The 23,592-nt window shown below is 69.2% G+C and carries 22 protein-coding genes and 1 tRNA gene; 13 read left to right on the top strand and 10 right to left on the bottom strand.

Translation table 11 applies throughout. The annotated features are described in order from the left end of the window. Positions 1-67: 67 nt before the first annotated feature. The 4 genes from G3T37_RS04275 to G3T37_RS04260 all read left to right on the top strand — a co-directional run bounded on the left by G3T37_RS04275 (position 68) and on the right by G3T37_RS04260 (position 4,764). The gene (locus G3T37_RS04275) at positions 68-613 is read left to right on the top strand and encodes a hypothetical protein (RefSeq protein ID WP_163472204.1); all 546 of its coding nucleotides are present in this window, start codon (positions 68-70) and stop codon (positions 611-613) included. Between the two features lie 843 nt (positions 614-1,456). Further along, entirely contained in the window at positions 1,457-2,125 is a 669-nt protein-coding gene (locus G3T37_RS04270) for a hypothetical protein (protein ID WP_163472203.1), read from the top strand. A 143-nt stretch (positions 2,126-2,268) separates the two neighbouring features. Then, complete coding sequence (locus G3T37_RS04265; protein ID WP_163472202.1) at positions 2,269-3,615, top strand: S1C family serine protease; 1,347 nt, start codon at positions 2,269-2,271, stop codon at positions 3,613-3,615. 99 nt (positions 3,616-3,714) lie between these two features. Beyond that, positions 3,715-4,764 (top strand): glycosyltransferase family 2 protein, encoded by a 1,050-nt coding sequence (locus G3T37_RS04260; RefSeq protein ID WP_163472201.1) that lies wholly within the window; start codon positions 3,715-3,717, stop codon positions 4,762-4,764. A gap of 77 nt (positions 4,765-4,841) precedes the next feature. Here G3T37_RS04260 and G3T37_RS14780 read toward each other — a convergent pair whose 3' ends face one another. The 6 genes from G3T37_RS14780 to G3T37_RS04225 are packed head-to-tail and all read right to left on the bottom strand — an operon-like array spanning position 4,842 to position 11,152. Further along, positions 4,842-7,634 (bottom strand): CDP-glycerol glycerophosphotransferase family protein, encoded by a 2,793-nt coding sequence (locus tag G3T37_RS14780; protein WP_241732083.1) that lies wholly within the window; start codon positions 7,632-7,634, stop codon positions 4,842-4,844. A 41-nt stretch (positions 7,635-7,675) separates the two neighbouring features. Then, on the bottom strand, positions 7,676-7,972 hold the full coding sequence (locus tag G3T37_RS04245) for a hypothetical protein (RefSeq protein WP_163472200.1): 297 nt from the start codon (positions 7,970-7,972) through the stop codon (positions 7,676-7,678). A 38-nt stretch (positions 7,973-8,010) separates the two neighbouring features. After that, a complete protein-coding gene (locus tag G3T37_RS04240) occupies positions 8,011-8,799 on the bottom strand; it encodes a hypothetical protein (RefSeq protein WP_163472199.1) in 789 nt (262 codons plus the stop codon). Further along, a complete protein-coding gene (locus G3T37_RS04235) occupies positions 8,796-9,575 on the bottom strand; it encodes an ATP-binding cassette domain-containing protein (protein WP_174247728.1) in 780 nt (259 codons plus the stop codon). Before G3T37_RS04235 ends, G3T37_RS04240 begins: the two co-directional genes overlap by 4 nt. Further along, positions 9,576-10,409 carry an ABC transporter permease gene (locus G3T37_RS04230; RefSeq protein ID WP_163472198.1) on the bottom strand — a complete coding sequence of 278 codons (834 nt, stop codon included), beginning with the start codon at positions 10,407-10,409 and terminating at the stop codon, positions 9,576-9,578. 50 nt (positions 10,410-10,459) lie between these two features. Continuing rightward, complete coding sequence (locus G3T37_RS04225; protein ID WP_163472197.1) at positions 10,460-11,152, bottom strand: NTP transferase domain-containing protein; 693 nt, start codon at positions 11,150-11,152, stop codon at positions 10,460-10,462. 552 nt (positions 11,153-11,704) lie between these two features. Between G3T37_RS04225 and G3T37_RS04220 the strand changes: the two genes are divergently transcribed. Genes G3T37_RS04220 through G3T37_RS04210 form a run of 3 tightly spaced genes read left to right on the top strand, consistent with a single transcriptional unit; the run spans position 11,705 to position 14,344 of the window. Further along, the gene (locus G3T37_RS04220; protein WP_338401177.1) at positions 11,705-12,532 is read left to right on the top strand and encodes an ABC transporter ATP-binding protein; all 828 of its coding nucleotides are present in this window, start codon (positions 11,705-11,707) and stop codon (positions 12,530-12,532) included. Next, entirely contained in the window at positions 12,508-14,079 is a 1,572-nt protein-coding gene (locus tag G3T37_RS04215) for a hypothetical protein (protein ID WP_163472195.1), read from the top strand. Before G3T37_RS04220 ends, G3T37_RS04215 begins: the two co-directional genes overlap by 25 nt. A gap of 4 nt (positions 14,080-14,083) precedes the next feature. Continuing rightward, on the top strand, positions 14,084-14,344 hold the full coding sequence (locus G3T37_RS04210; RefSeq protein WP_163472194.1) for a DUF3039 domain-containing protein: 261 nt from the start codon (positions 14,084-14,086) through the stop codon (positions 14,342-14,344). Positions 14,345-14,357: 13 nt separating this feature from the next. On the opposite strand, the gene G3T37_RS04205 is transcribed toward G3T37_RS04210, so the two are convergent. Next, positions 14,358-15,656: a nicotinate phosphoribosyltransferase gene (locus G3T37_RS04205; RefSeq protein ID WP_163472193.1), complete on the bottom strand. Its 1,299-nt coding sequence runs from the start codon at positions 15,654-15,656 to the stop codon at positions 14,358-14,360. A 95-nt stretch (positions 15,657-15,751) separates the two neighbouring features. Between G3T37_RS04205 and G3T37_RS04200 the strand changes: the two genes are divergently transcribed. The 6 genes from G3T37_RS04200 to G3T37_RS04175 all read left to right on the top strand — a co-directional run bounded on the left by G3T37_RS04200 (position 15,752) and on the right by G3T37_RS04175 (position 21,645). After that, positions 15,752-17,098 (top strand): MurL-like N-terminal domain-containing, encoded by a 1,347-nt coding sequence (locus G3T37_RS04200; RefSeq protein ID WP_163472192.1) that lies wholly within the window; start codon positions 15,752-15,754, stop codon positions 17,096-17,098. Next, the gene (gene murD, locus G3T37_RS04195; protein WP_163472191.1) at positions 17,085-18,428 is read left to right on the top strand and encodes a UDP-N-acetylmuramoyl-L-alanine--D-glutamate ligase; all 1,344 of its coding nucleotides are present in this window, start codon (positions 17,085-17,087) and stop codon (positions 18,426-18,428) included. Before G3T37_RS04200 ends, murD begins: the two co-directional genes overlap by 14 nt. 88 nt (positions 18,429-18,516) lie before the next feature. Continuing rightward, complete coding sequence (rph, locus tag G3T37_RS04190) at positions 18,517-19,242, top strand: ribonuclease PH (protein ID WP_163472190.1); 726 nt, start codon at positions 18,517-18,519, stop codon at positions 19,240-19,242. Next, positions 19,239-19,808 (top strand): RdgB/HAM1 family non-canonical purine NTP pyrophosphatase, encoded by a 570-nt coding sequence (gene rdgB / locus G3T37_RS04185; protein WP_163472189.1) that lies wholly within the window; start codon positions 19,239-19,241, stop codon positions 19,806-19,808. Before rph ends, rdgB begins: the two co-directional genes overlap by 4 nt. Before the next feature lie 16 nt (positions 19,809-19,824). Continuing rightward, the gene (locus tag G3T37_RS04180) at positions 19,825-21,090 is read left to right on the top strand and encodes an Nramp family divalent metal transporter (RefSeq protein WP_163472188.1); all 1,266 of its coding nucleotides are present in this window, start codon (positions 19,825-19,827) and stop codon (positions 21,088-21,090) included. A gap of 9 nt (positions 21,091-21,099) precedes the next feature. Continuing rightward, the gene (locus G3T37_RS04175; RefSeq protein WP_338401176.1) at positions 21,100-21,645 is read left to right on the top strand and encodes a HEAT repeat domain-containing protein; all 546 of its coding nucleotides are present in this window, start codon (positions 21,100-21,102) and stop codon (positions 21,643-21,645) included. A gap of 27 nt (positions 21,646-21,672) precedes the next feature. Here the strand turns inward: G3T37_RS04175 and G3T37_RS04170 are convergent, their stop codons facing one another. From G3T37_RS04170 to G3T37_RS04160, 3 genes are all read right to left on the bottom strand, one after another. Beyond that, on the bottom strand, positions 21,673-22,347 hold the full coding sequence (locus G3T37_RS04170; RefSeq protein ID WP_163472187.1) for a VTT domain-containing protein: 675 nt from the start codon (positions 22,345-22,347) through the stop codon (positions 21,673-21,675). A 134-nt stretch (positions 22,348-22,481) separates the two neighbouring features. Continuing rightward, a tRNA-Leu gene (locus tag G3T37_RS04165) sits at positions 22,482-22,563 on the bottom strand. Between the two features lie 9 nt (positions 22,564-22,572). Beyond that, complete coding sequence (locus G3T37_RS04160) at positions 22,573-23,583, bottom strand: LacI family DNA-binding transcriptional regulator (protein WP_163472186.1); 1,011 nt, start codon at positions 23,581-23,583, stop codon at positions 22,573-22,575. Positions 23,584-23,592 lie beyond the last annotated feature (9 nt).

Here is a 23,592-nt window from a genome sequence, read left to right as displayed (position 1 = left end):
TGGTACTCGATAGGACTTTCGAGCCGACAGATGGCAACTATTGCTGACGGGGAAAATGCACGTTCCATTGGCCGCCCTCCGGCTCGTCGCCTGCGCGATGGTCATCGTCTCGCTCAGTGCCTGCTCCGCTTCCTCTCAGCCGGCGCACCTTTCGACGCTGACGCCGCAGACGACGGCCCAGCGCGACGAGGCGCTGCTCGAGGAGGCGACCCGGGTCATCAAGGCCGAGACAGCCGCGGAAACTCGGGTCTACGCGGGTGTCGACGATATCGACGCACTGCGCGTGTATGAGACTCCGTCGCACTTTCGCTTCCTCCGCGACGATGTCACAAAGTTTCGGGCAAACGGTTTGATTACTCGAGGACAACCTCACCCCATGAGGTTCCGAATATTGGGATCCTCGACCGATGACGCCGGCGCGATGGAGGTCCAAATTGGCTACTGCGAGGACGACTCAGACCTAATAGTCGTCGGTCGTGACGGACACGCCCTCCCTCCCGGATCTCAATCGTCGCGCACGTCTCTCGTGGCGAGTCTGCTTCGAGGTCCCGCGACCCACAATCAGTTTCGTCTCGACTCGACGACAGGATCGAAGGAGGAGAGCTTTTGCTAGCGCGTGTCGTAGCTGCTGTCGTGATAGTTGCGGTCGCAGCGGGGAATATCAGGGCGCCGTGGGGTGAACAGGAGTGGGAGACTTCCGCGGTGCCTGTGGAGAACTCCGGGCTCACGCGCTGGCGGCTCGCTACGGTGCTCGGGTGATCCCGTCCCCTCCCGCCCCGCATCGCCGTGTTCGCAGCAGTGGGACGGCCGCGAGGCGCGTCGGCGCGGTCGTGGGATGCGCGGCGCTCGTCATGCTGTTGAGTGCGTGCGACGCCCCACCCCGGCCCCTGCACCTCTCGACACCGACGCCGCAGACGACAGCTCAGCGCAACGAGGCGCTGCTCGAGGAGGCGGCCCGGGTCATCAAGGCCGAATCCCTCGCCGAGGATCGTGCGTACGCGGGAGTCGGTGACCTTGATTCGATTCGTTCCCTCGCAACGGCGTCGTGGCTTCGCTTTGTGAGCGACGACTATCGAGCATTCAAAGCTGGCGGCTATGCCTCGCGAGGCGCGTCGCACCAATCGAAGTTCACACTCGTATCGACGCGTAGCGGAAGCAGCGGGGAGACGGAAGTTTCGGTTGGCTACTGCGAAGACGAGTCCGATACCGCACTCATCCGACGAGATGGACGCATCGTTCCGCGTGAGTCTTCCTCTCCCGTGCAGTCACTCATCTCAGTTCTCGTGCAAAGTCACGAGCCAGGCGCCTCGCTCCGGGTCGACTCGATTCGCGGGGCGGGAAAGGCAGACTATTGCTGACGAAGCTCGTCGGTGCCGCTGTCCTGATAGTTGCGGCCGTAGCGGGGAATATTGGGGCGCCGCGGGGTGAACATGAGTGCGAGATTTCATCGCGGAAGATGAACGCATGTCCTCACGAACAATCCGTTGACTTCTCCGCGTCGAAGTCGAGCGGTGGTCAGTCCGGCTCGCAGCGGTCGGGAGGTTCCGCGGTACCGCCGTCGCCCACACCGTCTCCGACGCCCACTGACTGGACCCAGGTCGCGACGGAGTACGCCCAGCGCAACGACATCTGGGTGACGAGCCCGTTCACCCTCCACGATCTCCGTTCCTTCCACCCGACTCGCGTGCACGCGCAGTCGGAGCCGGGGTTCTGGGCCGCGGTGGGCATCCCCACCAACTACTTCGTCGACGGGGCGCCGCAGCTGCGGCACGGTCGACTGCTCGGCAAGCCCATCGATGTGCGCTTCACTCCGCGGGAATTCGAGTGGCACTATGGCGACGGTGAGGTCGCCACCGTGCGCGAGGCCGGAGCGAGCTGGGAGGCCCTCGATCTGCCCGACCTCACGACCACGGCGACGAGCCACGTCTATCGTGCCCGCGGCTCGGTCACCACCACCGTGACCGTCCACTACGCGGTCTCCTACCGATACGACGGGAGCGACTGGATCGACGTCGACGGAACCGTCGAGGGTCCCGCCACTCCGATCACCCAGCGTGTGTACCTGGTGCGCACCGTGCTCGTGCACGCCGATTGCGTGACCGATCCGAGCGGGCCCGGGTGCTGAAAACCCGCCGGCACGCCGCTACCTTCGACGGTCGCCCCGACCTCCTGAGCCACAATGCTGGCCGCCAGCCGACGTACAGCCCGGCCAAATAATATGTTCAGGTTCGCAGACGATGCTTGCATCGCTGAAAGGAGCTCTTCCCCATGACCGACGCGCCCCAAGAGCCGACGCCCACCCCTTCCTACTACAGCGCCGCACCGCCCACAGCGACCGCGGAGACCGAGAACCTCACGCCCGTGACGCCTTCACCGAAGAAGCGCGCGGGAGTCGGCACCGTCATCGCCGTTGCCGCGGTCGCAGCACTCGTCGGGGGAGCCGTCGGCGGAGGAGTGGGCATCGCCGCCTTCCGTGCGGCCGAACCCACCACCACCAGCTCGAACTCCAACCCCGCGAGCATCACCGTCAACGACGCGAAGAATGCCACGACCATCACGGCCGTGGCCGCCAAGGCGTCGCCCTCCGTCGTCACCATCAGCGTCACCGGCACCTCCGCCGCTGGAACCGGTTCGGGCATCATTCTGAGCTCGGACGGATACGTTCTCACCAACACCCACGTCGTCACCCTCGACGGCGAGGTCGCCACCGCCAAGATCCAGGTCGAGACGAATGACGGCCGGCTCTACTCCGCAACTCTCGTCGGCACCGACCCGACCGACGACCTCGCGGTCATCAAACTGCAGAACGTCAGCGGGCTCCAGCCGGCCGAATTCGCCGACTCGAGCAAGCTCAACGTCGGAGACAGCGCGATCGCGATCGGCGCCCCGCTCGGCCTCGCCGGAACCGTCACGAACGGCATCGTGAGCGCCCTCAACCGCAGCATCACCGTCGCGTCCTCCGCGGCCCCCACCACACCCGACGACAGCACCAACGGGGGTGGATCCGGCAGCAACGGCCAGAACGGACCGTTCGACTTCTGGAACTTCGACATGCCCGGTCAGGGCAACACCCAGACCCAGGGCTCGGCGACCTCCACCATCTCACTCTCCGTCATCCAAACCGACGCGGCGATCAACCCCGGCAACTCGGGTGGCGCCCTGCTCGACAGCGACGGCAAGGTGATCGGCGTCAACGTCGCCATCGCCAGTGCCAGCGACTCCTCCACCACCGGCTCACAGTCCGGCAGCATCGGAGTCGGATTCGCGATCCCCTCCAACGCCGCCAAGCGCATCGCCGACGAGATCATCAAGAACGGGAAGGCGACCCACGGCCTCCTCGGTGCCTCCGTCGCCGACGCCAACAACAGCACGACGAGCGGCAGCGCAACCACCGTCGGCGCGCTCATCGAGTCCGTCGTCTCGGGCGGAGCGGCGTCGAACGCGGGCCTTCGGAAGGGCGACGTGATCACCAACTTCAACGGGATTCCGATCACCTCGGCGACCGACCTCACCGCGCAGGTTCGCGTGCTGCCAGGCGGAGCCAAGGCGACCGTCACCTACGTGCGCAGCGGCACCGCGAGCAAGGTCGACGTCACACTCGGCACCCTGAAGTAAGCGACAACGGGGCGCGGGAGGAGCGAAAGCTCCCTCCCGCGCCCCTCGTGTGCGCGCTGGTAGGCTCGATCGACTGCCCAGCACGACGCATTGGACCAGATGGCCGCCACCGAAGACCCCCACCCCGGAGTCTCCTACGTGATGCCGGTCCTCAATGAAGCCGCCTACGTCGAGAACGCGGTGCGCACCGTCCTCAGCCAGGACTACCCCGGCGAACAGCAGCTCATCCTCGCCCTCGGTCCGTCGACCGACGGCACCACCGAACTCGTGCACCGGCTGGCGGCGGCGGATGAGCGGGTCACCTACGTGAACAACCCCGGCACGGACATCCCCGCCGGTCTCAACCTCGCCGTCGCCGCGAGCACGCACCCGATCATCGTGCGCGTCGACGCGCACTCCGAACTCGCGCCGGGCTACACCGCCCGCGCCGTCGCCACACTGCACCGCACCGGCGCCGCCAACGTGGGCGGGGTGATGGAGGCGAGCGGCACCACCCCGTTCCAACGGGCCGCCGCGCGCGCCTACAACAGCAAGTTCGGCCTCGGTGGCGGCAGCTACCACGGCGGCGCACCCGAAGGTCCGGCGGAGTCCGCCTACCTCGGCGTGTTCCGCCGCGAGATCCTCACCGAAGTGGGCCTCTACGACGAGACCCTGCGGCGCGGTGAGGACTGGGAGCTCAACCTCCGCATACGGCGCGCCGGGCACGTCGTGTGGTTCGACCCCACGCTGCGTGTCACCTACTGGCCGCGGGAGAGCTGGCGCAAGCTCGCCCGGCAGTTCTTCACCACCGGCGTCTGGCGCGCCGAACTGGTGCGACGCTACGGGGGGCGCAACCCGTGGCGATTCTTCGTCCCGCCCCTTCTCGTCATCGCGGTGGCCGTCAGCGTCGTCGCCGGGGTACTGCAGGCGACGGGAGTGCTGCACGGCAAACTGAGCCTGCTGTTCTCGCTCGTGCACCTCGGCCTCTTCGCCTACGTGATGCTGCTGCTGTGGATCGGTTTCGTCTACGACCGCGGGCGCTCGCCCAAAGACCGCTGGCTCTTCGTGCTCGTGTTGCCGACCATGCACCTCAGCTGGGGTGCCGGATTCCTCAAAGGCATCATTCGCGGCGCCGGCGACACCATGGACACCTCGCGCACCGAGGGCTGACCGCGCTCACGACTCAGCCGTCTGAGCGCCGAGAACCGACCGCAGTGCGTCGCAGGCCCGGATGCGGAGACGCGACGTCAGACGATCTTCCGAGGCTCGCCGAGATGACCCTCCGCGATGAGACGCCGGACAACGCGCTCGCCGGCGTGCCCGTCATCGCGTGGGTTGAAGCGCGCGCGCCACGCGGCGTACTTCTCCGCGTACTCCTCGGCCCGTGACCCGGGCGCGCGCACGAGTTCGATCAGCTCGTGGGACTCCTCAACGACGGGGCCCGGCGAGTCCGCGAGGAGGTCGAAGTAGAACCCCCGCAGTTCGTCGCGGTAGTGGTCGAGGTCGGGCGCGAAGAAGAACATCGGCTTGCCCGTCACCGAGAAGTCGAACATCACCGAGGAGTAGTCGGTCACGAGGCTCTCGGCGACGAGGAAGAGATCAGAGATGTCGGGATACCCGGTCACGTCGAGCACTCCCTCCCCGACCAGATCACTGCCAGGGTGCATCGACCGGGAGTGCGCCCGCACGAGCACCACGAACTCGGGGCCGAGACCGCGCGCGAAGGCGGCGACGTCGATGTGGTCCACGTGGCTGGGCCGATCGTCGCGCCAGGTCGGCGCGTACAGCACCACCCGAGCTCCGGGCGCGATGCCGAGGCGACGTCGCGTCGCGGCCGCGTCCCCCGTGATGAGGACATCGTCGCGCGGATACCCCTCTTGCCAGACAGGCCCGCGGAACTGGTACGCGCGCGCGAGCGCGGCCGCACTGAACGGATTCTGTGCCAGCAGGATGTCCCAGCGTGAGCTCTCCCGCACCGCCGCGAGGTCGGCGCGAGGGCGGAAACCGGGTCGGGTGAGGGCGATGCGCTTGAGAGGGGTGCCGTGCCAGGTCTGCAGCACCGTCTGGTGCGCCTTCGCATCGAACCTCTTGCGCAGCCAGTCGTTGACCACGATGAGGCGGGCGGATGCCCGTGCCGCCCACCACTCGGCGCTGCCCTCGATCACCGCCACAGCGCCCTCGGGCACCTCCACCGACGCGTCCGCGACCGACCAGTACCGCGTGCTCTCGGGACTCAGTGTCGCCAGCGCCCGGTCGATCCCGCGCGGGTTGCACGAGGCATTGCGCCCGAAGTAGCTCTCGAAGAACACCGCGTCGCCCGGCACACCCCGCCACGCCCGGTAGCCGCGCTCGAGGCGCGACTGGTTGTCGGCCCCCCGTTCGTCGGCGCGCAGCGGCGCCGCGAAGCGGAGCGAGAGCGAGGTCGTGGACTCGGGGAACTCGATGAGCGCGTGACCCTCCACGAGCACCGGGTCGCCGTGCGGGGCTCGATTGTCGATGTCGAGCCTGCGACCGCCGGCGTCCCGCGCGCGCAATCGGTAGAGCCCGGAGGCGGGCGCCAGCGGCGGTCCGCCCCACCGGGCCGAGAGCAGGGGGAGCCGCGCCCACCATCGCTCGCCGTCGACCCCGATCTCCGCGGTGAGCACGTGGCGGGTGCCCGCCAGCGAGAGCGTGGCCGGGGTGAGCGCGGCGGATGGCCCGCCGACGAGAATGACCGGCTCCGGCACCGCCACCACCTCCAGCCGATCGATCGTGAGCGTGGATCGCGCCGGCGCCGGTTCCAGGGGGAGCGGCGCGCCCGCGAGGTCGGCGCGAATGGCGGCGTAGACGCGACGGGCGCTGTGCCCGTCCCGGAAGTCGTGCACCCTGAGCAGGTCATCCGTGTGCCGGCGCAGCCTCGCCGCTACCCGCGGGTCGGCGTCACTGCGGTCGAGCAGACCGAGGAGCTCGGTCCACGAGACGACCTCGGTGCCGCCGCTGAAATCCTCGTAGGGCTCGTACAGGCCCCTCGTCGCACCGTACGAGGCGACATCCGGTGCGATGAACACGGTGACACCGCCCACGAGTGCGTAGTCGAAGGCGATCGACGAGTAGTCGGTGATGAGGACATCGACCGCCGGCAGCAGGGGAGTGATGTCGCCCACCGCGGCCGCCGCGAGCAGGTGCACGCGCGGTGTGGAGGCGATACCCGCGGCGTACTCGCCCACACTCAGCGGGTGCGGACGCACGACCAGCAGCGAGTCGGTGCGGGCGAGATAATCGGCGATTCCCGCCCACTCCCGGGTGGTCGGTACCGCAGGGTCGGGCGCGCCATCCCGCCAGGTCGGTGCGTACAGCAGGATGCGCGCCCGCTCGAACTCGGGCTCGCTCAGTAGCTCCGCCAGCCGCCCGCGCGCAGCCGACGACCGCAACCCCGCCCCTCCGTCGAAGAGCACGTCGTCGCGCGGATCGCCGGTGACGACCACGCGGGCGGCGGGAAGCGCGAACGCCGACCGAATCCGTTCGGCGGCGAGTTCGGATGAGGCGGGAAACAGCCGGATGCGCTGCGCGGCCCGCACGTAGGCGGCGCGGCTGAATCGGCGCACGAGGCCCAGTCCCGACAGGATGGGACTGCGAGTGGTCGCCGGTGAGTCGAGATGGATCTTCTTGAGCGGCACGCCGTGCCAGAGTTGGACGACGTAGGCCCCTGTGCTGCCGAAGCGGTTCACGTCGCCGAAGCCGTGGGTGACGACGACGACCGAGGCGCGCAGCGTCGCCCAGAAGCCGCGCCAGCTCGATGCCCGCACGCTGCGCATGCCGAGCGCCGTCGCCTGCTCCCGATCCCGCTCATCGCGGGCGAGCCAGGTGAGTCGCAGCGAGGGGTCGGCTGCAGCCGCCTCCCGGTAGAGGGCGAGCGCGCCCTCGCCGACACCGCTCCCGCAGCCGAACACCCAGCGGCCGGGCTCGCGGGGAACCACCGCGCTCACGAGCGCGCCCAGCGCGTAGAGAGGGAGCGCCGCGACCTTCAGGGCGTTCCCGCGGGAAAAGGTGAAGCGGGGCATCGATCCGACAGTAGCAGCCGGGTGCGGCCGCCGCGCCCGCATCAGAAGCTCACCCGCCACAGGTATTCGGTGCCGTCGAGCCGGAACCAGCGGACGATCCCGATGGTGTCCCGTGCGAGGTCGGAGCCCGTGATGTGGAGGTGCAGCGCGTCGCCCGGATGGAGGGTCGCGGGCGCACTCGCCGGCATGACGCCCGAGCCGAAAAGCCAGAAGGTGACTCCGGAAAGGGTCTCGGCCCCGGTGTTGCGCAGGCGGTAGTGCGCCTCCGCCTGCGCGAAGTGCCACGGGACGCGGTAGGCGATCTCATCGCTGACCGGGGCGAGGTGGGATCGGGTCATGCCGGCCAATCTAGCCTCGGCCCCCGACCGCTCCCGCGCTACTGTGGATGGCCGCCGGGCACGCTGAGGTGGGGAGGAGGCGTGGGTTCGCTGGGTGAGTCGGTCTCGGCGAATCGCGCGTCGAGAACGAGCGGAAACGCGAACGGTGGCGGCCCGAACGCGGTGCGCGAGCTGGCTACGACACTGCGCCCGAGCACGAAGTTTCCGGATCCGCCGATGACCGCGCCGATCCCGAACGGCAGCGCGCGTCCCACCCAGTGACCGCCGGTTCTCGCGGCGAATCGCTTGATGAACGACTTCCGCACCTGCTGGCCGATGCGCGACAGCGCGGAACGCGGCAGCTTCTTGGTGACGAGCTCGCCCCAGAACGCGGAGCGTGCGGGTGCCGTGCCGGTGACCTGCCCGGCGAGCTGCTCGACGAGTTCGCTGCCGGCGCTGCCCAGAATCATCGCCATGACGAGGGTGCGGGCCCGCTCGGGATCGTCGATCGCGATGCCGTGCACCTCGGTCACCGACTGCGCGAACAGCGCGCTCGCCTCCAGGAACCCGGCGGTCTCGACGCTCGACAGGGCGAGCGAGGCGACGACTCCGACACCCGGGATGACCGCGGTCGCGCCGACCGCCGCCCCGCCCGTCGTCACGGCCGCCACGTAGCGGCGCTCCAGGATGCGGATCACCTCCGCGGGCGACGCGTTCGGGTGGGCCTTGCGGATCGTGCGCAGGTGCGCGAGCACGACGGGTCGCTGCACGCTCAGCAGCTTCTCGACGCCGCGGATCGCGACGGGGTTCGTGGGCACGGAGGGGAGCTGACGGAGCGGAGGGGTCATGGTTTCGAGTTGTAGTCGCTGTTGTAGCGGTCCACAACCTCTTGTATTGGAGCGTCGAGTACGAGAGCGCCCTTGTCGAGGTAGAGGCCGCGCGTGCAGAATCGCAGGAGTTCCTTCTCGCTGTGCGAGACGAAGAAGAGGGTGCGTCCGCTCTCCAGCAGCTGCTCGATCCGGGTGTAGCACTTGTCTTTGAAGCGCCGGTCGCCCACGGCGAGCACCTCGTCCACGAGCAGGATCGGCTCATCCAGGCTTGAGATCACGGCGAACGCGATCCGCACGCGCATTCCGCTCGACAGGTGCTTGTACGGGGTGTCGAGAAAGTCGCCGATCTCCGCGAAGTCGATGATGTCGTCGAACGCGGCGTCGATCTCTGGCCTGGTCATCCCGTGCAGGCCGGCCGTCAAATACACGTTGTCGCGCACCGTGAGGTCGTCGACGAAGCCGCCCGTGATCTCGATGAGCGGCGCGACCCCGCCGGTGATGCGCACGGCGCCCTCGTCGGGGAGCACGACCTCGGCGACGAGCTTGAGGAGTGTGGACTTGCCCTGTCCGTTGCGGCCGACGACGCCGATCGCCTCGCCGGGCCCCACCTCGAAGCTGACGTGCCGCAGCGCCCAGAACTCACCGGGCCGTGTGCGCCGCTTCTGGGTCGACAGCAGGTCTTTGAAGTTGCGGCGTGACAGCCGGTTGCGACGGAATCGGATGCCCGCATCCTGAACGCGGATGACCGGCGTCGGCTGCGCCGTCGTGCCAGCGGCGCTCGTGGTCTCAGTCACTCAGATCTCCTTCAGCACCGCGCGAATGCTGCGCCGGAACACGATCATGCCGAGCCCCAGAATTGCGAGCGACAGCACGATGGACAGCACGATCGCCAGCGGGTCGAGTTCCGCGGGGAAGAACGAGGCCCGATACAGCGAGAGGATGCCCGTCAGCGGGTTGAACGCGAGCAGAACATCCACGCTCGCGCGCCTGATCAGTCGGGCGTCGGTGAGCCCGTACACGATGGGGGAGGCGTAGAACGCGAAGCGCAGAACCAGCTTGACGGCGCGCTCGAGGTCGCGGAAGAAGACGACGAGTGGCGCCACGATGAGGCCGATGCCGACGATCAGGATCGCCTCGAGAACGATGGCGAGGAGGGAGTAGACGACCTCCCAGTGCAGCTGAGCGTGCTGAGCGGGATTCGGCAGGAACTGGGTGATGATCGCGAAGATCGCGATGACGGGAATGCTCGCCAGAAACTCGATGCCCTTGGACAGGACGAGCCGGAGCACCCAGATCGACCGGGGGATCTTGGTGGAACGGATCAGCTTCTGCTCGCGGAGGAACGCGCGGGTCGAGTCCGAGACCGCGCCGTTGAACCACATCCACGGGAGGAGGGCGGTGAGCAGGAAGACGATGTAGGGCTCTTCGCCGCCCTTGCGGTGGAAGATGACGGTGAAGACGATGAGGTAGATCGCCGCCATGACGAGCGGATCGAGGATCGACCAGAAGTAGCCGAGAGCCGAGGTGGAGTAGCGCACCTTGAGGTCGCGCCGGGTCAGGAGCCACAGGGAATGGCGATACCGGGAGAAAGGCGTCCACTGACGGCGCGGTGCTGCAGTGGTGGTCACGGGTTCCTCACTCTGGTCGAGTGACCCCGTGCCCGGCAAAGGCGACCCGCTCAGACGAAGAGGTTGGCCCTCTCGAGGTCTTCGGCGAAGTCGATCTCCACGGCATAGAGGTCGGAAATGTCGACCGGCTCAATGCGCAGCTTGTCCTGCTCAATGGCCAACTCTATGCCACGCTCGAAGTAGTCCTGGGCGTCGACCCGCTTCAGCTGACGCAGCAGCGTCGCCTTGTCGTCGCGGGAGATGTAGTTGATGCCGACCGCCTCACCGAGGCCGCCCTCGACCGTCTTGGAGAGCTCTTTGATGTAGCCCTCGGCGTCGGTGGTGTACTTCACTTCTTCGTCTGACACCTTCGAGGTGTTGACCGAGACGAACGACTGCTCCCGGGCGATGACTCGCGCCGCGCGCTCGAGGGCCTCGGGGTCGAAGACGACGTCGCCGTTCATCCAGAGCACGCCACCGGGGGCGGATGCGGCCAGCGCGCGCATGAGGCTCTTGGAGGTGTTGGTCTGGTCATACTGCTCGTTGTAGACGAAGCTCGCCTGCGGGAACGCCTCGATGATGTGCTCGAGCTTGTATCCGACGACGATCGTGACCTGTGCGGAGTCGCCGAAGGCGTGGCGGATGTTGTCGAACTGCTGCTGCATGATGGTGCGGCCGTCGCTGAGCTCGGTGAGGGGCTTGGGGAGGGAACGACCGAGCCGGCTGCCCATGCCTGCGGCGAGGATCACTACCTGCGTGCTCACGTATCGTCTCCTAGATGTCGCCCAGGGAGGCGGACTATTTACCGCTCGTTCACCATGGGGAGTATGTATGGACACATCGTTGTGCTCATTCAACTTTACCGGTCGAAGCTGTAAACGAACAGGACATACTGCGAGACGTTAATCATTCGTGACAGCGGTCCAGACTGCTCAGGCAACCCTTGGTACGGTTGAATCGTGGAATCAGAACCTGACGCGACCTCAGCTCCTCGACCGTCTCGCTCTGCCGCCTCTCGTCCCGTGAGACGAGCCTCCACGCCGGCGAATCGCGCGAGCGTACCCGGCGCTGCGGATGCTGACTCCGCGCCGGCTCCGAAGGCGACCACCCCGAAAAAGTCTGCCCCGAAGACACCTGCCCCGAAGACGCCCGCCGCGAAGTCGCCCGCCGCGAGGACTCCCGCCGCGAAGTCGCCCGCCGCGAGATCGCCGCGCACCGCGGCGCCGGCCCGCACGACTCCCGCTGCGAAGGCAGCTGCCCCCTCGGCACCGGCTCGCGCGAAGCGGGCGCCAGCGGCGAAGACTCCCTCACGGGCGGTGGCCGTCGCGACCACCCCCGTCGAGCAGCCCGCGCCGGAACCCGTCGCCGAACCGGCGGTACCCCGCGAGATCGTGCTGGCCATTCGCGGCCTTCGCAAGCGATTCGACAGCACGATCGCGGTCGCGGGCATCGATCTCGACGTGTACGCGGGGTCGTTCTTCGGCGTCGTCGGCCCCAACGGCGCCGGCAAGACCACCACCCTCTCGATGATCACCGGGCTCCTGAGGCCCGACGCGGGCAGCGTCACCGTTCACGGCGCCGATGTCTGGGGCGATCCCGTGACGGCGAAGCGCAACATGGGCGTGCTGCCCGACCGCCTCCGCCTCTTCGACCGCCTGACCGGCGCGCAGCTGCTCTACTACTCCGGCGTGCTTCGCGGACTCGACCGCGACACCGTGGTGGCCCGCACGGCCGACCTCGCGAACGCCTTCGGTTTCGAAGACGCCCTCGACCGACTCGTCACCGATTACTCGGCCGGGATGACCAAGAAGGTCGCCCTCGCCGCCGCCCTGATCCACTCGCCGCGGCTGCTGGTGCTCGACGAGCCCTTCGAGTCCGTCGACCCGGTCTCGGCGGCGAATGTGACGGCCATCCTCAAGCGCTATGTCGCGGCGGGCGGCACGGTGGTGCTGTCGAGCCACAGCATGGATCTCATCCAGCGCATCTGCGACTACGTCGCAGTCGTCGTCGACGGAGCTGTCCTCGACACGGGAACGATGGCGAAGGTGCGCGGCGACAAGACTCTCGAGGAGCGCTTCGTCGAACTCGCCGGTGGCCGCACCGACACGGAGGGCATGGAGTGGTTGCACACCTTCTCCGCCTGAGACTCCGGTTGCTCGGCAACTCGTTCCGGCGCAGCCCCTGGCAGCTCGTGGCTCTCATCGTGGGGCTGCTCTACGGTCTGGGGATGGCGCTCGTCGTGGCCTCCGCGCTGTTCGGGCTCCGCCTCGCGCCGGTCTCGCTCGCGGCCAGCGCGGTCACGGTGTTCGGCGCGATCCTCGTTCTGGGATTTCTGCTCGTGCCGCTCGTATTCGGCACCGACGACGCGATGGACCCGCGCACCTTCGCCGTCTACGACATTCCCACGGGGCGCCTCGCGACCGGGCTCGCGACCGCGTCGCTCGTGGGGGTTCCCGCCGTCGCGGTCGCGCTCATCGGCCTCGCGCAGATCGTCACCTGGGCGCGCGGGCTGCTCCCCGTTCTGTTCGCCGTGGTCGGTGCGGCGGTCATCCTGGCGACGTGCCTGCTCTCCGCGCGGGTGACGACCTCGCTCGCCGCCTTCCTGCTCTCCACCCGTCGCTCGCGTGACGCCACCGGCGTGCTCGGCATCGTGATTCTGCTGCTGCTCGCGCCCGGATTCATCTCCCTCCTCACCGTCGACTGGCAGCATCGCGGCCTCAGCATCCTGGAGGACGTCGCGCGCGTCGTCGGCTGGACCCCGCTGGGTGCGGTCTGGGCGGCGCCGGCCGATGCGGCGGCGGGCCAGGTAGGCGCCGCACTCCTGAAAGAACTCATCGCGATCGCGTTCGTCGGCGGCCTGTGGCTGGCGTGGCGCGCGCTCGTCGCGCTCATGCTCGTCACTCCGCAACGCCAGGCCCACGCGCGCAGGTACGGCGGGCTCGGCTTCTTCCGGCTCCTCCCGTCGAGCCCGACCGCGGCGGTCGCAGCGCGCAGCTTCACCTACTGGGTGCGGGATGCCCGTTACCACGTCTCCCTCCTGATCATCCCGATCGTCCCGCTCATCCTCATGCTCCCGCTCATGATCGGCGGCGTGCCGACGAACGTGCTCGCACTCCTCCCCGTGCCGGTCATCGCGCTGTTCCTCGGCTGGTCGATCCACAACGACATCGCCTACGACAACACCGCCGTCTGGCTGCACATCGCCTCGTCGGTTCCCGGCCGCGCCGACCGGCTCGGCAGAGCGATCCCCGCGCTCGTCGTGGGTATCCCGGTGATCGTCATCGCCTCCGTCACCTGCTCCTCGCTGTTCGGTGATCCCGCATCCCTTCCGGCGATTCTCGGCGTGGGCCTCGGCCTCCTGCTGAGCGGCCTGGGATTCTCCAGCGTGATGTCGGCGGCCTTCCCCTACCCGGCGGTGCGGCCGGGCGACAGTCCTTTCGCGCAGCCTCAGGCGGCCGGGTCGGCCTCCGCGTTCATCCAGTCGGTGTCGTTCATCGTCACCGCTGTCCTGGCCGGGCCGACCTTCGTCTTCGCCTTCCTGTTCCTCATCCAGGGCGGAGACTGGGGCTGGGCGGCGCTGGTGAGCGGGATCGCGCTCGGCACGGTCATCCTCGTGGCGGGAGTGCTTCTGGGCGGGCGGATCTTCGAGCGGCGCTCGCCTGCGATTCTTGCCTTCACCATGCGAAACTAGGGGCATGAGCGACACCGACCACGCCGGAGGCGGAATCGACACACTCGATCGCGAACTCGAAGAGCTCATTGCCAAGGAGCACCTCGAAGACGGCGACCACGAGCGGTTCTCGCACTATGTTCCGAAGAACAAGATCCTGGAATCCGCGCTCACCGGCAAGCCGGTGCGGGCGCTGTGCGGAAAGCTCTGGACGCCGGGTCGCGATCCCGAGAAGTTCCCGATCTGCCCCAGCTGCAAAGAGGTCTACGAGAAGATGAAGCCGTAGCCGGGGCGACGCCTCAGCTCGTCAGATAGACCGTCGGGATAGCCGCCTCGCCCTTGCTCAGGCGCAGCGCGTCACGCGGAAGTTCCGCCACCGCGCGGGCCCGGTGTTGGCGGGCGAGTCTCGTGCCCGTAGCGCCGCGGTGTTCCGCGACCGGTGTGCCCTCGATCACGAGCGGTACGAGCAAGGCGCGACCGCCGTCGGCCGGTGGAGCGGCGTCACCCACCACGATGGTCTCCGACACCGCCACGCCGTCGACGAGCACGCGCACCGGATGCTTGCGGCCGCCGATCCCCGCCTTCGCGGTGGATGTCTTCGCCACCGCAACCCACCCTCGGTCATCCGCTCGGTGCGCCACTAGCTTGTAGACGAGGCCGACCGCGGGGAACCCGGACCCGGTCACGACGCTCGTACCCACACCGTAGGAGTCGACGGGCGCCGCTCGCAGGGCCGCGATCGTGTACTCGTCCAGATCGTTCGTCACCTTGATCTTCGTGGCGGTGGCCCCGAGCCCGTCGAGCTGAGCCCGCACGGCCGCGACCTGCGAGGGCAGGTCGCCGCTGTCGATGCGAACGGCCCCGAGGCCGGTGCCCGCGACGCGCACGGCGAGATCGACGGCGGCCGTGACGTCGTAGGTGTCGACGAGAAGCGTCGTTCCCGTGCCGAGCGCCGCGACTTGCGCGCGGAACGCCTCCTCCTCGGATTCGTGGAGCAGGGTGAAGGCGTGCGCGGCCGTGCCCATCGTGGGGATGCCCCACTCGCGACCGGCCTCCAGATTGCTGCTGGCCGAGAAGCCCGCGATGTAGGCCGCGCGAGTCGCCGCCACCGCGGCCTGTTCGTTCGCCCGCCGCGACCCCATCTCGGCGAGCGGTCGGCCGTCGGCCGCGGACACCATCCGCGCCGCCGCGCTGGCCACCGCGCTGTCGTAGTTGAGGGCGCTCAGGATCAGCGTCTCCAGCACGACGCACTCCGCGAAGCCGCCCTGCACCACGAGGATCGGGGAGCCCGGGAAGTACACCTCGCCCTCGCGGTAGCCGCTGATGGTTCCCGTGAAGCGATAGTCGGCGAGCCAGGCCAGGGTCGCGTCGCTCACGACGCCGTTCTCCCGCAGCCAGTCCACCTCCTCGGTTCCGAAGCGGAAATCATCGATGAGGTCGAGCAGGCGCCCGGTTCCCGCCACGATGCCGTACCGCCGGCCATCCGGAAGCCGACGGCCGAACACCTCGAAGACGCACTCGCGTTCGTGCAGGCCGCTGCGGATCGCGGCGTCGATCATGGTCAGCTCATAGCGATCCGTGAGAAGGGCGGTGCTCATGGCACCGAGCCTAGCCAGCGCCACCGGACGTCGCGCGACGGGGGCGCTGGCTAAGATTGACGAGCACTGGCAACGCGAGGAACGGACGGCGTGCAATGACATTTGTCGTGGACGACGTGACGGCCTTCCGCTATCGATCGGCACGACTGGACCGCCGGACCGGTCTCGCCCGCTTCGACTACTCGTTCGACGGCGCGGGCGATCACGCCTTCACCGAGACGGTTCAGTTCGCGCTCCCCGCCTCCGACTCCGCCGTCGACTGGGAGCGAGTCGACGCCGTCGTCGACCTCCTCGGGGCAGTGCTCGGGCTCAGCTACTACAAGGCCGCCGCACCAGCCCGCCTCGTGATCGAGCACCCCGCGCTCACGGTCGGCGCCGTCGATTACCTCGCCCGTACCCTTCGCTTCGGCCTCGCCGAGTTCGCCTATCGCGCGGGTCTCGCCGGTTTCCTCGAGCCCGTCATCGAGACGAGAGCCACCGCGCCGACGCGGCGGCCGGTCGTGGACCTGTCGACGGCCCAGCCGCTGGTGCCGATCGGCGGAGGCAAGGACTCGGTCGTCTCGGTCGAGTCGCTGGCCGCTGCGGGGCTCTCACCCGTGCAGTTCGCGGTCAACCCGAATTCGATCATCCGCCGTGTCGCCGAGGTGAGTGGCTGGCCGCTCGTCGAGGTCACCCGACGCATCGATCCACTGCTCATCGCGCTCAACGCCGACGGCGCGCTAAACGGGCACGTTCCGGTCACCGCGATGAACTCGCTCATCGGTGTCGTGCAGTCGCTTCTGCTCGGACTGGGCCCGGTGGTCATGTCGAACGAGAGCTCCGCCTCCGACCCGACCCTTCTCTGGAAGGGCGAGGAGGTCAATCACCAGTGGTCGAAGTCGCTCGAGGCGGAGGAGGCGCTCGCGGCCGCGCTCGACGACCAGGCCGGCCTCCGGGGCGCCTATTTCTCCCTGCTGCGGCCGTTCTCCGAGTTGCGCATCGCACAGGGCTACGCGCACACCTCCCGCTACGACAGCGCGATCGTGAGTTGCAATCGCGCGTACCGCATGGGCGCGGGGGAGGCCCGCTGGTGCGGAGACTGCGACAAGTGCAGGTTCGTCTTCCTCGCCTTCGCCCCCTCCATGTCGCGCGAGCGGCTGGTCGGAATCGTCGGAAAGAACATGTTCGACGACGCGACCCAGCTTCAGGGGTACCGTGCCCTGCTCGGCCTCGACAGCCACAAGCCGTTCGAGTGCGTCGGCGAGGAGGCCGAGTGCACCGTGGCGATGAGCATGGCCAGCCGAGACCCGGAGTGGTCCGAGAGCGTGGTGCTCCGCGCTCTCGTCGCCGAGGTGCCCGGCCTCCCGCAGGGCGACCCCGTGCTCGAGGCACAGGTGTTCGCCGAGTCGGCGGCCCAGTCGCTGCCCGCGGACTACGAGAGGGCGCGCCATGCGATTGTCTGAGCTGGCGGGGCGCCGCATCCTCATCGTCGGCACCGGCCGTGAGGGTGCCGCGGCGGCGCGCGTCGTGAGCCGGATCTCCGACACCATCAGGGCGACGGATGACCGCGACGGCGACTCCGCCGCCGCCTGGCGCGCCGCGTGGGGCGAGCGTATCCCGGTCCTCATCGCGCCCGACCCCGCGGAGGCGAGCGCGTGGGCAGAGGTCGTCGTGAAGTCGCCGGGCGTGAGCCCGTTGCATCCCCTCGTCGCCCGGTTGCTCGCTGACGGCATCCCGCTCACGAGCGGCACCGACCTCTGGATGACCGACCACTCGCACCGCACCACCGCCGTGACCGGCAGCAAGGGCAAGAGCACGACCGCCTCGCTCATCGCCCACCTCACCACCGCTCTCGGGGGCGACGCCGCCCTCGGGGGAAACATCGGTCTGCCGCTGCTCGACCTGCCGGAGGCGCACCGCCTCGTGGTGGAGCTCTCCAGCTACCAGGCGCAGAGCCTCACCGTGTCTCCCGACATCGCGGTGCTGACCTCGCTCTTCCCCGAGCACCTCGACTGGCACGGCGGCGTGGAGGAGTACTACCGCGACAAGCTCAACCTGGTCGCGCACTCACCGCGGGTCGTCATCGCGAACGGGGAGGACGAGCGGCTGCTCGATACCCTCGCCGCGCTGCACCCGCAGCTCACCCCGGAACTCGTCGGTGCGGCGCATCGCTGGGGTGTGCGCGAGCACGATGGCGAGGAGTGGATCATGCGCGCCGCGGAGCCCGTGATCGCGCGGGCACGGCTCGCTCTGCTGGGGCGACACAACGCCCTCAACGCCTGCCTGGCTCTCGCCGCCGTGGAAGCGACCGGCGTCGACATCGAGCTGGCGCTCGCGGCGGAGGCGCTCGCCGCGTTCCGACCGCTCGAGAACCGGCTGGAGCGCATCGCCGACGACTCCGACCTCGTGTTCGTGAACGACTCCCTCTCCACGAGTCCCTACGCGACGATCGAGGCGCTCAAGGCCTTCGATTCGCCCGCGCTCACCCTGCTGGTGGGGGGACAGGACCGCGGGGTGGACTACGCCCCCCTCGCGGATCACCTCGCCCGGCACCCGGTGGCGACGGTGATCGGGCTGCCGGCGAGCGGGGAGCGGATTCTGGCGGAGTTGGCGCGGACGGGCATCCCGTCGCACCTGGTCGCGGACATGGCAGAGGCGGTGGTGCTCGCCCGCCAGTTGACGCCCGCCGGCGGGACGGTGCTGCTCTCGCCCGGCGCACCCAGCTACGGTGTGTATCGCGACTTCGCCGATCGCGCGGCCGACTTCGTCCGCCAGATCCGGGCGACCTCCTGAACCGGTCTCGCCCCATCCCGACCCCGGGTGGGCGACGCCGGACGGCGCTCCCGTCCCACCCGACCCACCGAGAGAAGCAGGCAGAGAGATGACCAGAACCGACGGCCGCGAGGCAGACCAGCTCCGCGCGATCAGCATCGAGCGAGGCTGGAGCACGCAGGCGGAGGGATCCGCGCTCATCTCCTTCGGCGACACCCGGGTGCTCTGCACGGCGTCGTTCACCAACGGCGTTCCGCGGTGGCTCACCGGCAAGGGGAAGGGCTGGGTCACCGCCGAGTACGCGATGCTGCCGCGCGCGACGAACTCCCGCATGGACCGCGAGTCGGTCAAGGGCCGCATCGGCGGGCGCACGCACGAGATCTCGCGGCTCATCGGTCGCAGCCTCCGCGCCGTCGTCGACACGAAGGCGCTCGGGGAGAACACGATCGTGATCGACTGCGACGTGCTCCAGGCCGACGGCGGCACCCGCACCGCGGCCATCACGGGCGCCTATGTCGCGCTCGTCGACGCGATCGAGTGGGGCCGCGAGCACAAGTTCATCGCCCAGAAGGCGACGCCGCTGATCGACAGCGTCGCGGCGGTCTCGGTCGGCATCATCGACGGAACCCCCATGCTCGACCTCGCCTACGTCGAGGATGTGCGGGCAGAGACCGACATGAACGTGGTCGTCACGGGTCGCGGTCTCTTCGTCGAGGTGCAGGGCACCGCAGAGGGCGTGCCCTTCGACCGGGCCGAGCTGGACTCGCTCCTCGACCTCGCCCTCGGCGGCGCGACGCAGCTGAGCGCGGTGCAGCGGGCGGCGCTCGAGTCGTGAGGATCGTGCTCGCCACCCACAACGCCCACAAGGTCGAGGAGCTGAGGCGCATCCTCGGCCCCCGGCTCGGTGCCCGCGAGCTGCTCGGCTACGACGGCCCCGAGCCGATCGAGGACGGCGACAGCTTCGCGGCGAACGCGCTCATCAAGGCCCGCGCCGCCCACGCGCACACCGGGCTGCCGGCGATCGCCGACGACTCTGGCATCTCGGTCGACGCGCTCGACGGGGCGCCGGGCATCCACTCGGCACGCTACGCGGGCACGCGCAACGACGCCGACAACCTGGCCCTCCTGATCGAGCGGATGACCGGCCGCAGCGACCGCGCCGCCGCCTTCACCTGCGCGGCCGCCTACGTCGACGCGGAGCACGAGTTCGTCGAACTCGGGGTGTGGCCAGGCGTCGTTCTCGACGCCCCCGCGGGGATCGGCGGCTTCGGTTACGACCCAATCTTCCGTCCGGACGGCGTCGCGGTGAGCGCCGCCGAGCTCACGGCCGATGAGAAGAACGCCATCAGCCATCGCGCGATCGCGTTCGCGCGCCTCTTCGACCGCATCCCCGCGGCGTAGCGCGGAGCAGATCGCGATGCGGCGGGCGGAGGCGGTGCGGGTACCCCTACTGCGTCGCGCTGTCCGCGGTGCCGGCCTGCTCGGCCCCGCCTTCGTCGCCGCGATCGCCTACGTGGATCCCGGCAACGTCGCCGCCAACCTCAGCGGCGGCGCGCGGTACGGCTACCTGCTGGTCTGGGTGCTCGTGGTCGCCAACGTGATGGCGGGGCTCATCCAGTACCAGTCAGCGAAGCTGGGGCTCGTCACGGGCCGCAGCCTGCCCGAGTTGCTGGGCGACCGGCTGGGCACCCGAACGCGACGCGCCTTCTGGGTGCAGGCCGAGGTCGTGGCCGCGGCGACGGATCTGGCCGAGGTCATCGGCGGCGCGATCGCGCTGAACCTGCTCTTCGGACTCCCGCTCGTGCTCGGCGGGGTCATCGTCGGCGTCGTCTCGATGGCGCTCCTCGCCGGGCAGAGCCGCTACGGGCAGAGGCCGTTCGAGTACGTGATCGTCGGCATGCTCGGCGTCATCGCGATCGGCTTCCTCGCGGGCCTCGTCGTAGGCCCGCCGAGTGTCGGGGGCATCGTCGGCGGCCTCGTGCCGCGATTCGCCGGCCCCTCCTCGGTGGTGCTGGCGGCGAGCATGCTCGGTGCCACGGTCATGCCGCACGCGATCTACGTGCACTCCGCCCTCGCGCGCGACCGTCACGGGGTGTCAGAGACGCCCCGCGCGCTCGCGGGCCTCCTGCGCGCGACGAAGTGGGACGTGGGGATCGCGCTGGGACTCGCGGGCATCGTCAACCTGGGGATGCTCCTTCTCGCCGCGGTGAACCTGCGCGGAGTGGGAGCCACCGACACCATCTCGGGCGCCCACGCGGCGATCGTGTCGTCCCTCGGCCCGACCATCGGACTCGTGTTCGCGATCGGCCTTCTCGCCTCGGGGCTCGCCTCGACATCGGTCGGCAGCTACGCGGGCGCGACCATCATGGCCGGCCTGTTGCAGCGGAGGGTGCCGATCGTGGTGCGGCGACTCGTGACGCTCGTGCCGGCGCTGGTCATCCTCGCTCTCGGGATCGACCCGACGCTCGCCCTCGTGATCAGCCAGGTGGCGCTCAGCTTCGGGATTCCCTTCGCGCTCGTCGCCGTAATGCGCCTCACGAGCGACCGCACGCTCATGGGGGAGCGGGTGAACCGGCCCGTCATCCGGGTGCTGCTCGCGGTGATCGTGGTACTTGTGGTCGCGCTCAACCTCGCACTCATCGTGCTCACGATCGCGCCCGCCGGGGTCGCCCCACCCGATTAGGGTTGGGGGGTGCCACAGACCAACGACATCCCCCTCGACGCCGCCCCCGCCGCCCGCATCGCCGAGGCGATCGCGCGCTTCGGCGAGGCGCAGGTCGCCGACCGTGCCGCCGCGCTCCTGATGGGCGCGAACGAGGGAGAGGAGTTCCTGCTCTGGGTCGGCGGGCACCACGCGCAGGGCATTCTCGACGGCGCGCCCGCGCTGTACTGGCCGGAGGTGTGGGGTGCGCGCGCCCTGCTCACCGCGTGGGATGACTCCGCGACGGCCGCGATCGAGCAGGGCCTCCGCAATCAGGCGTGGCGCGTGCGCGAGATGTGCGGCCGGGTCTGCGCGGAGCGCGGGCTGCCGCTCGGCTCAACCCTCGTGCGCCTGCTCACCGACGAGAACGCCCGCGTCCGGGCGGTGGGTGCGCGGGCGATCGCCCGCGTGGGCGATGCCGAGCAGGCGAAGCTGGTCAAACGGATGCTTCGCGACCCCGAGGTCGAGGTCCGCCGGCAGGCGGGAGCGGCGCTGGCGGTGCTGACCGAGCGCCTCGGCGCGCCGATCGACGACTAGACCGGGCCCCCTCAGGTCGGAGACGAGCTACTCGGCACCCTCGGCGGCGGTGCGGCGCGCACGCACGCGCGACCGCACGTAGTGGAAGATCGTCGGGATCAGCGTCGCGACCACGACCCCCAGCAGCACGAGGTCGATGTACTTCGTGACGAAGATGGCCACCGGCCGGATGTTGCCGAGCAGGTATCCGAGGGTCGTCATGCCGCCGCCCCAGATGAGTGCGCCCACCAGGTTGTAGAGCGAGTAGCGGCGGTAGTTCATCCGGCCGACTCCCGCGGCCACGGGCGCGAAGGTGCGCACGACGGGAACGAAGCGGGCGAGGATGACCGCGAAGGCGCCGTACTTCTCGAAGAACGCGTTCGTGCGCACCACCTGCTCTTTGCTGATCAGGCCGGTCTCCTTGCGCTCGAAGATCCGCGGGCCCGCCTTCTTGCCGATGTAGTAGCCCGCCTCGCCGCCGAGGAACGCTGCGAGTCCGATCGCGAGAGCGACCCACCAGATGTCCACGGCGATCACGCGGTGCGGTCCGAAGGTCAGCAGACCGGTGATGAGGAGGAGCGTGTCACCGGGGAAGATGAAGCCGATGAGAAGGCCGGTCTCGGCGAAGATGATCGCGCAGACCACCAGCAGGGCCCAGGGACCCGCCCCGACGATGAGGGCGTGTGGACTGAGCCATGGAATGAGGCTGGCGGTGCTGAGCACGGAATATTCTCCTGATGTCGGTTCGCGGCGTTGGCGAATCGGCGGGTGAGGGTGTTCCTGACAGGCTACTCGTGCATTCCGATGAGCGGGCTACGAAGCGGCTGGAGATCGGCGCCGGCGGCCCCGGCGCTCGGTGCGGGAGAAGGGACTTGAACCCTCACGCTCGAAAGCACAGGAACCTAAATCCTGCGTGTCTGCCAATTTCACCACTCCCGCGGGCGAGGTTCAGTGTATCGGCGGCGCCGTGCTCGTTCGCACGATGAGATGGCTGGGCGCAGTCACCGAGGTGCGGCGCGGTGGCACGATTCCGCCGAGGTCGTCGAGGAGGATCCGCGCGCCCAGCGCACCCTGCTCGAACGGGTCCTGCGCCATCGTGGTGAGCCCGAAGCTCTCGGCGAGGTCGTGGTTGTCGATGCCGATCACCGACAGGTCGCCGGGCACCTGCAAGCCGCTGTCGTGGGCGGCCATGATCGCCCCGATCGCCATCTCATCGGAGTTCGCGACGATCGCGGTCGGTCGCTCCGCGGAGGCGAGCATCTCGTTCACCACCGCGCGGCTGGGGGCGAGCGAGAATCGGCCGCTCAGCAGCCACTCCGGTCGAACCGCGAGCCCGGCGGCCTCCATGGCGTCGCGAAAGCCGCGTCGTCGGTCGAGAGGCACCCGGCGGTTGAGGCCCTCGTCGTCGTCTCCGCCGACATGCGCGATCCGCCGGTGGCCGAGCGTGATGAGGTGCTGGGTCGCCGCGCGCGCGGTCGCGCGCTCGTCGATTCCGATATGACGGATGCCTTTCACCGGGCCGCCGATGACGATCGTCGGATGACCGAGCGAGAGAAGCTGCTCCCGCTCGCTCGGCGTGAACTCGAGACAGAGCGCGATCAGGGCGTCGGTGCGCTTGCGCAGGATCGAACGGTGGAAGACCCGCTCGCGGTCGCCCTTCCGCGCGGCCAGATTGAACAGCATCATGTCATAGTTCGCCCGGCGCAGCTCCTCGTCGATGCCCTCGAGCGCCATCTGGTAGAACCACCGGCTCACCGACGGCACGACGACGCCCATGGTGAGCGTGCGTCCGCTTGCGAGCCCCGAGGCGCCGGCCGAGGCGACGTACCCGAGCTCATCCGCGACCGTCTTGACCCGGCTGCGGGTGGCGTCCGACACGTTGGGAAGCCCGCGGAGGGCGCGCGAGACGGTCGCGATGGACACGCCAGCGGCGCGGGCCACATCGTCGATGCTCGTCATCACCCACGT

Origin of the sequence: Galbitalea soli (assembly GCF_010686725.1) — a bacterium.
GTDB classification, from domain to species: domain Bacteria; phylum Actinomycetota; class Actinomycetes; order Actinomycetales; family Microbacteriaceae; genus Galbitalea; species Galbitalea soli.
Note: the sequence above shows the minus strand (reverse complement) of the source record. Positions and strands in the feature narration are given on the sequence as shown.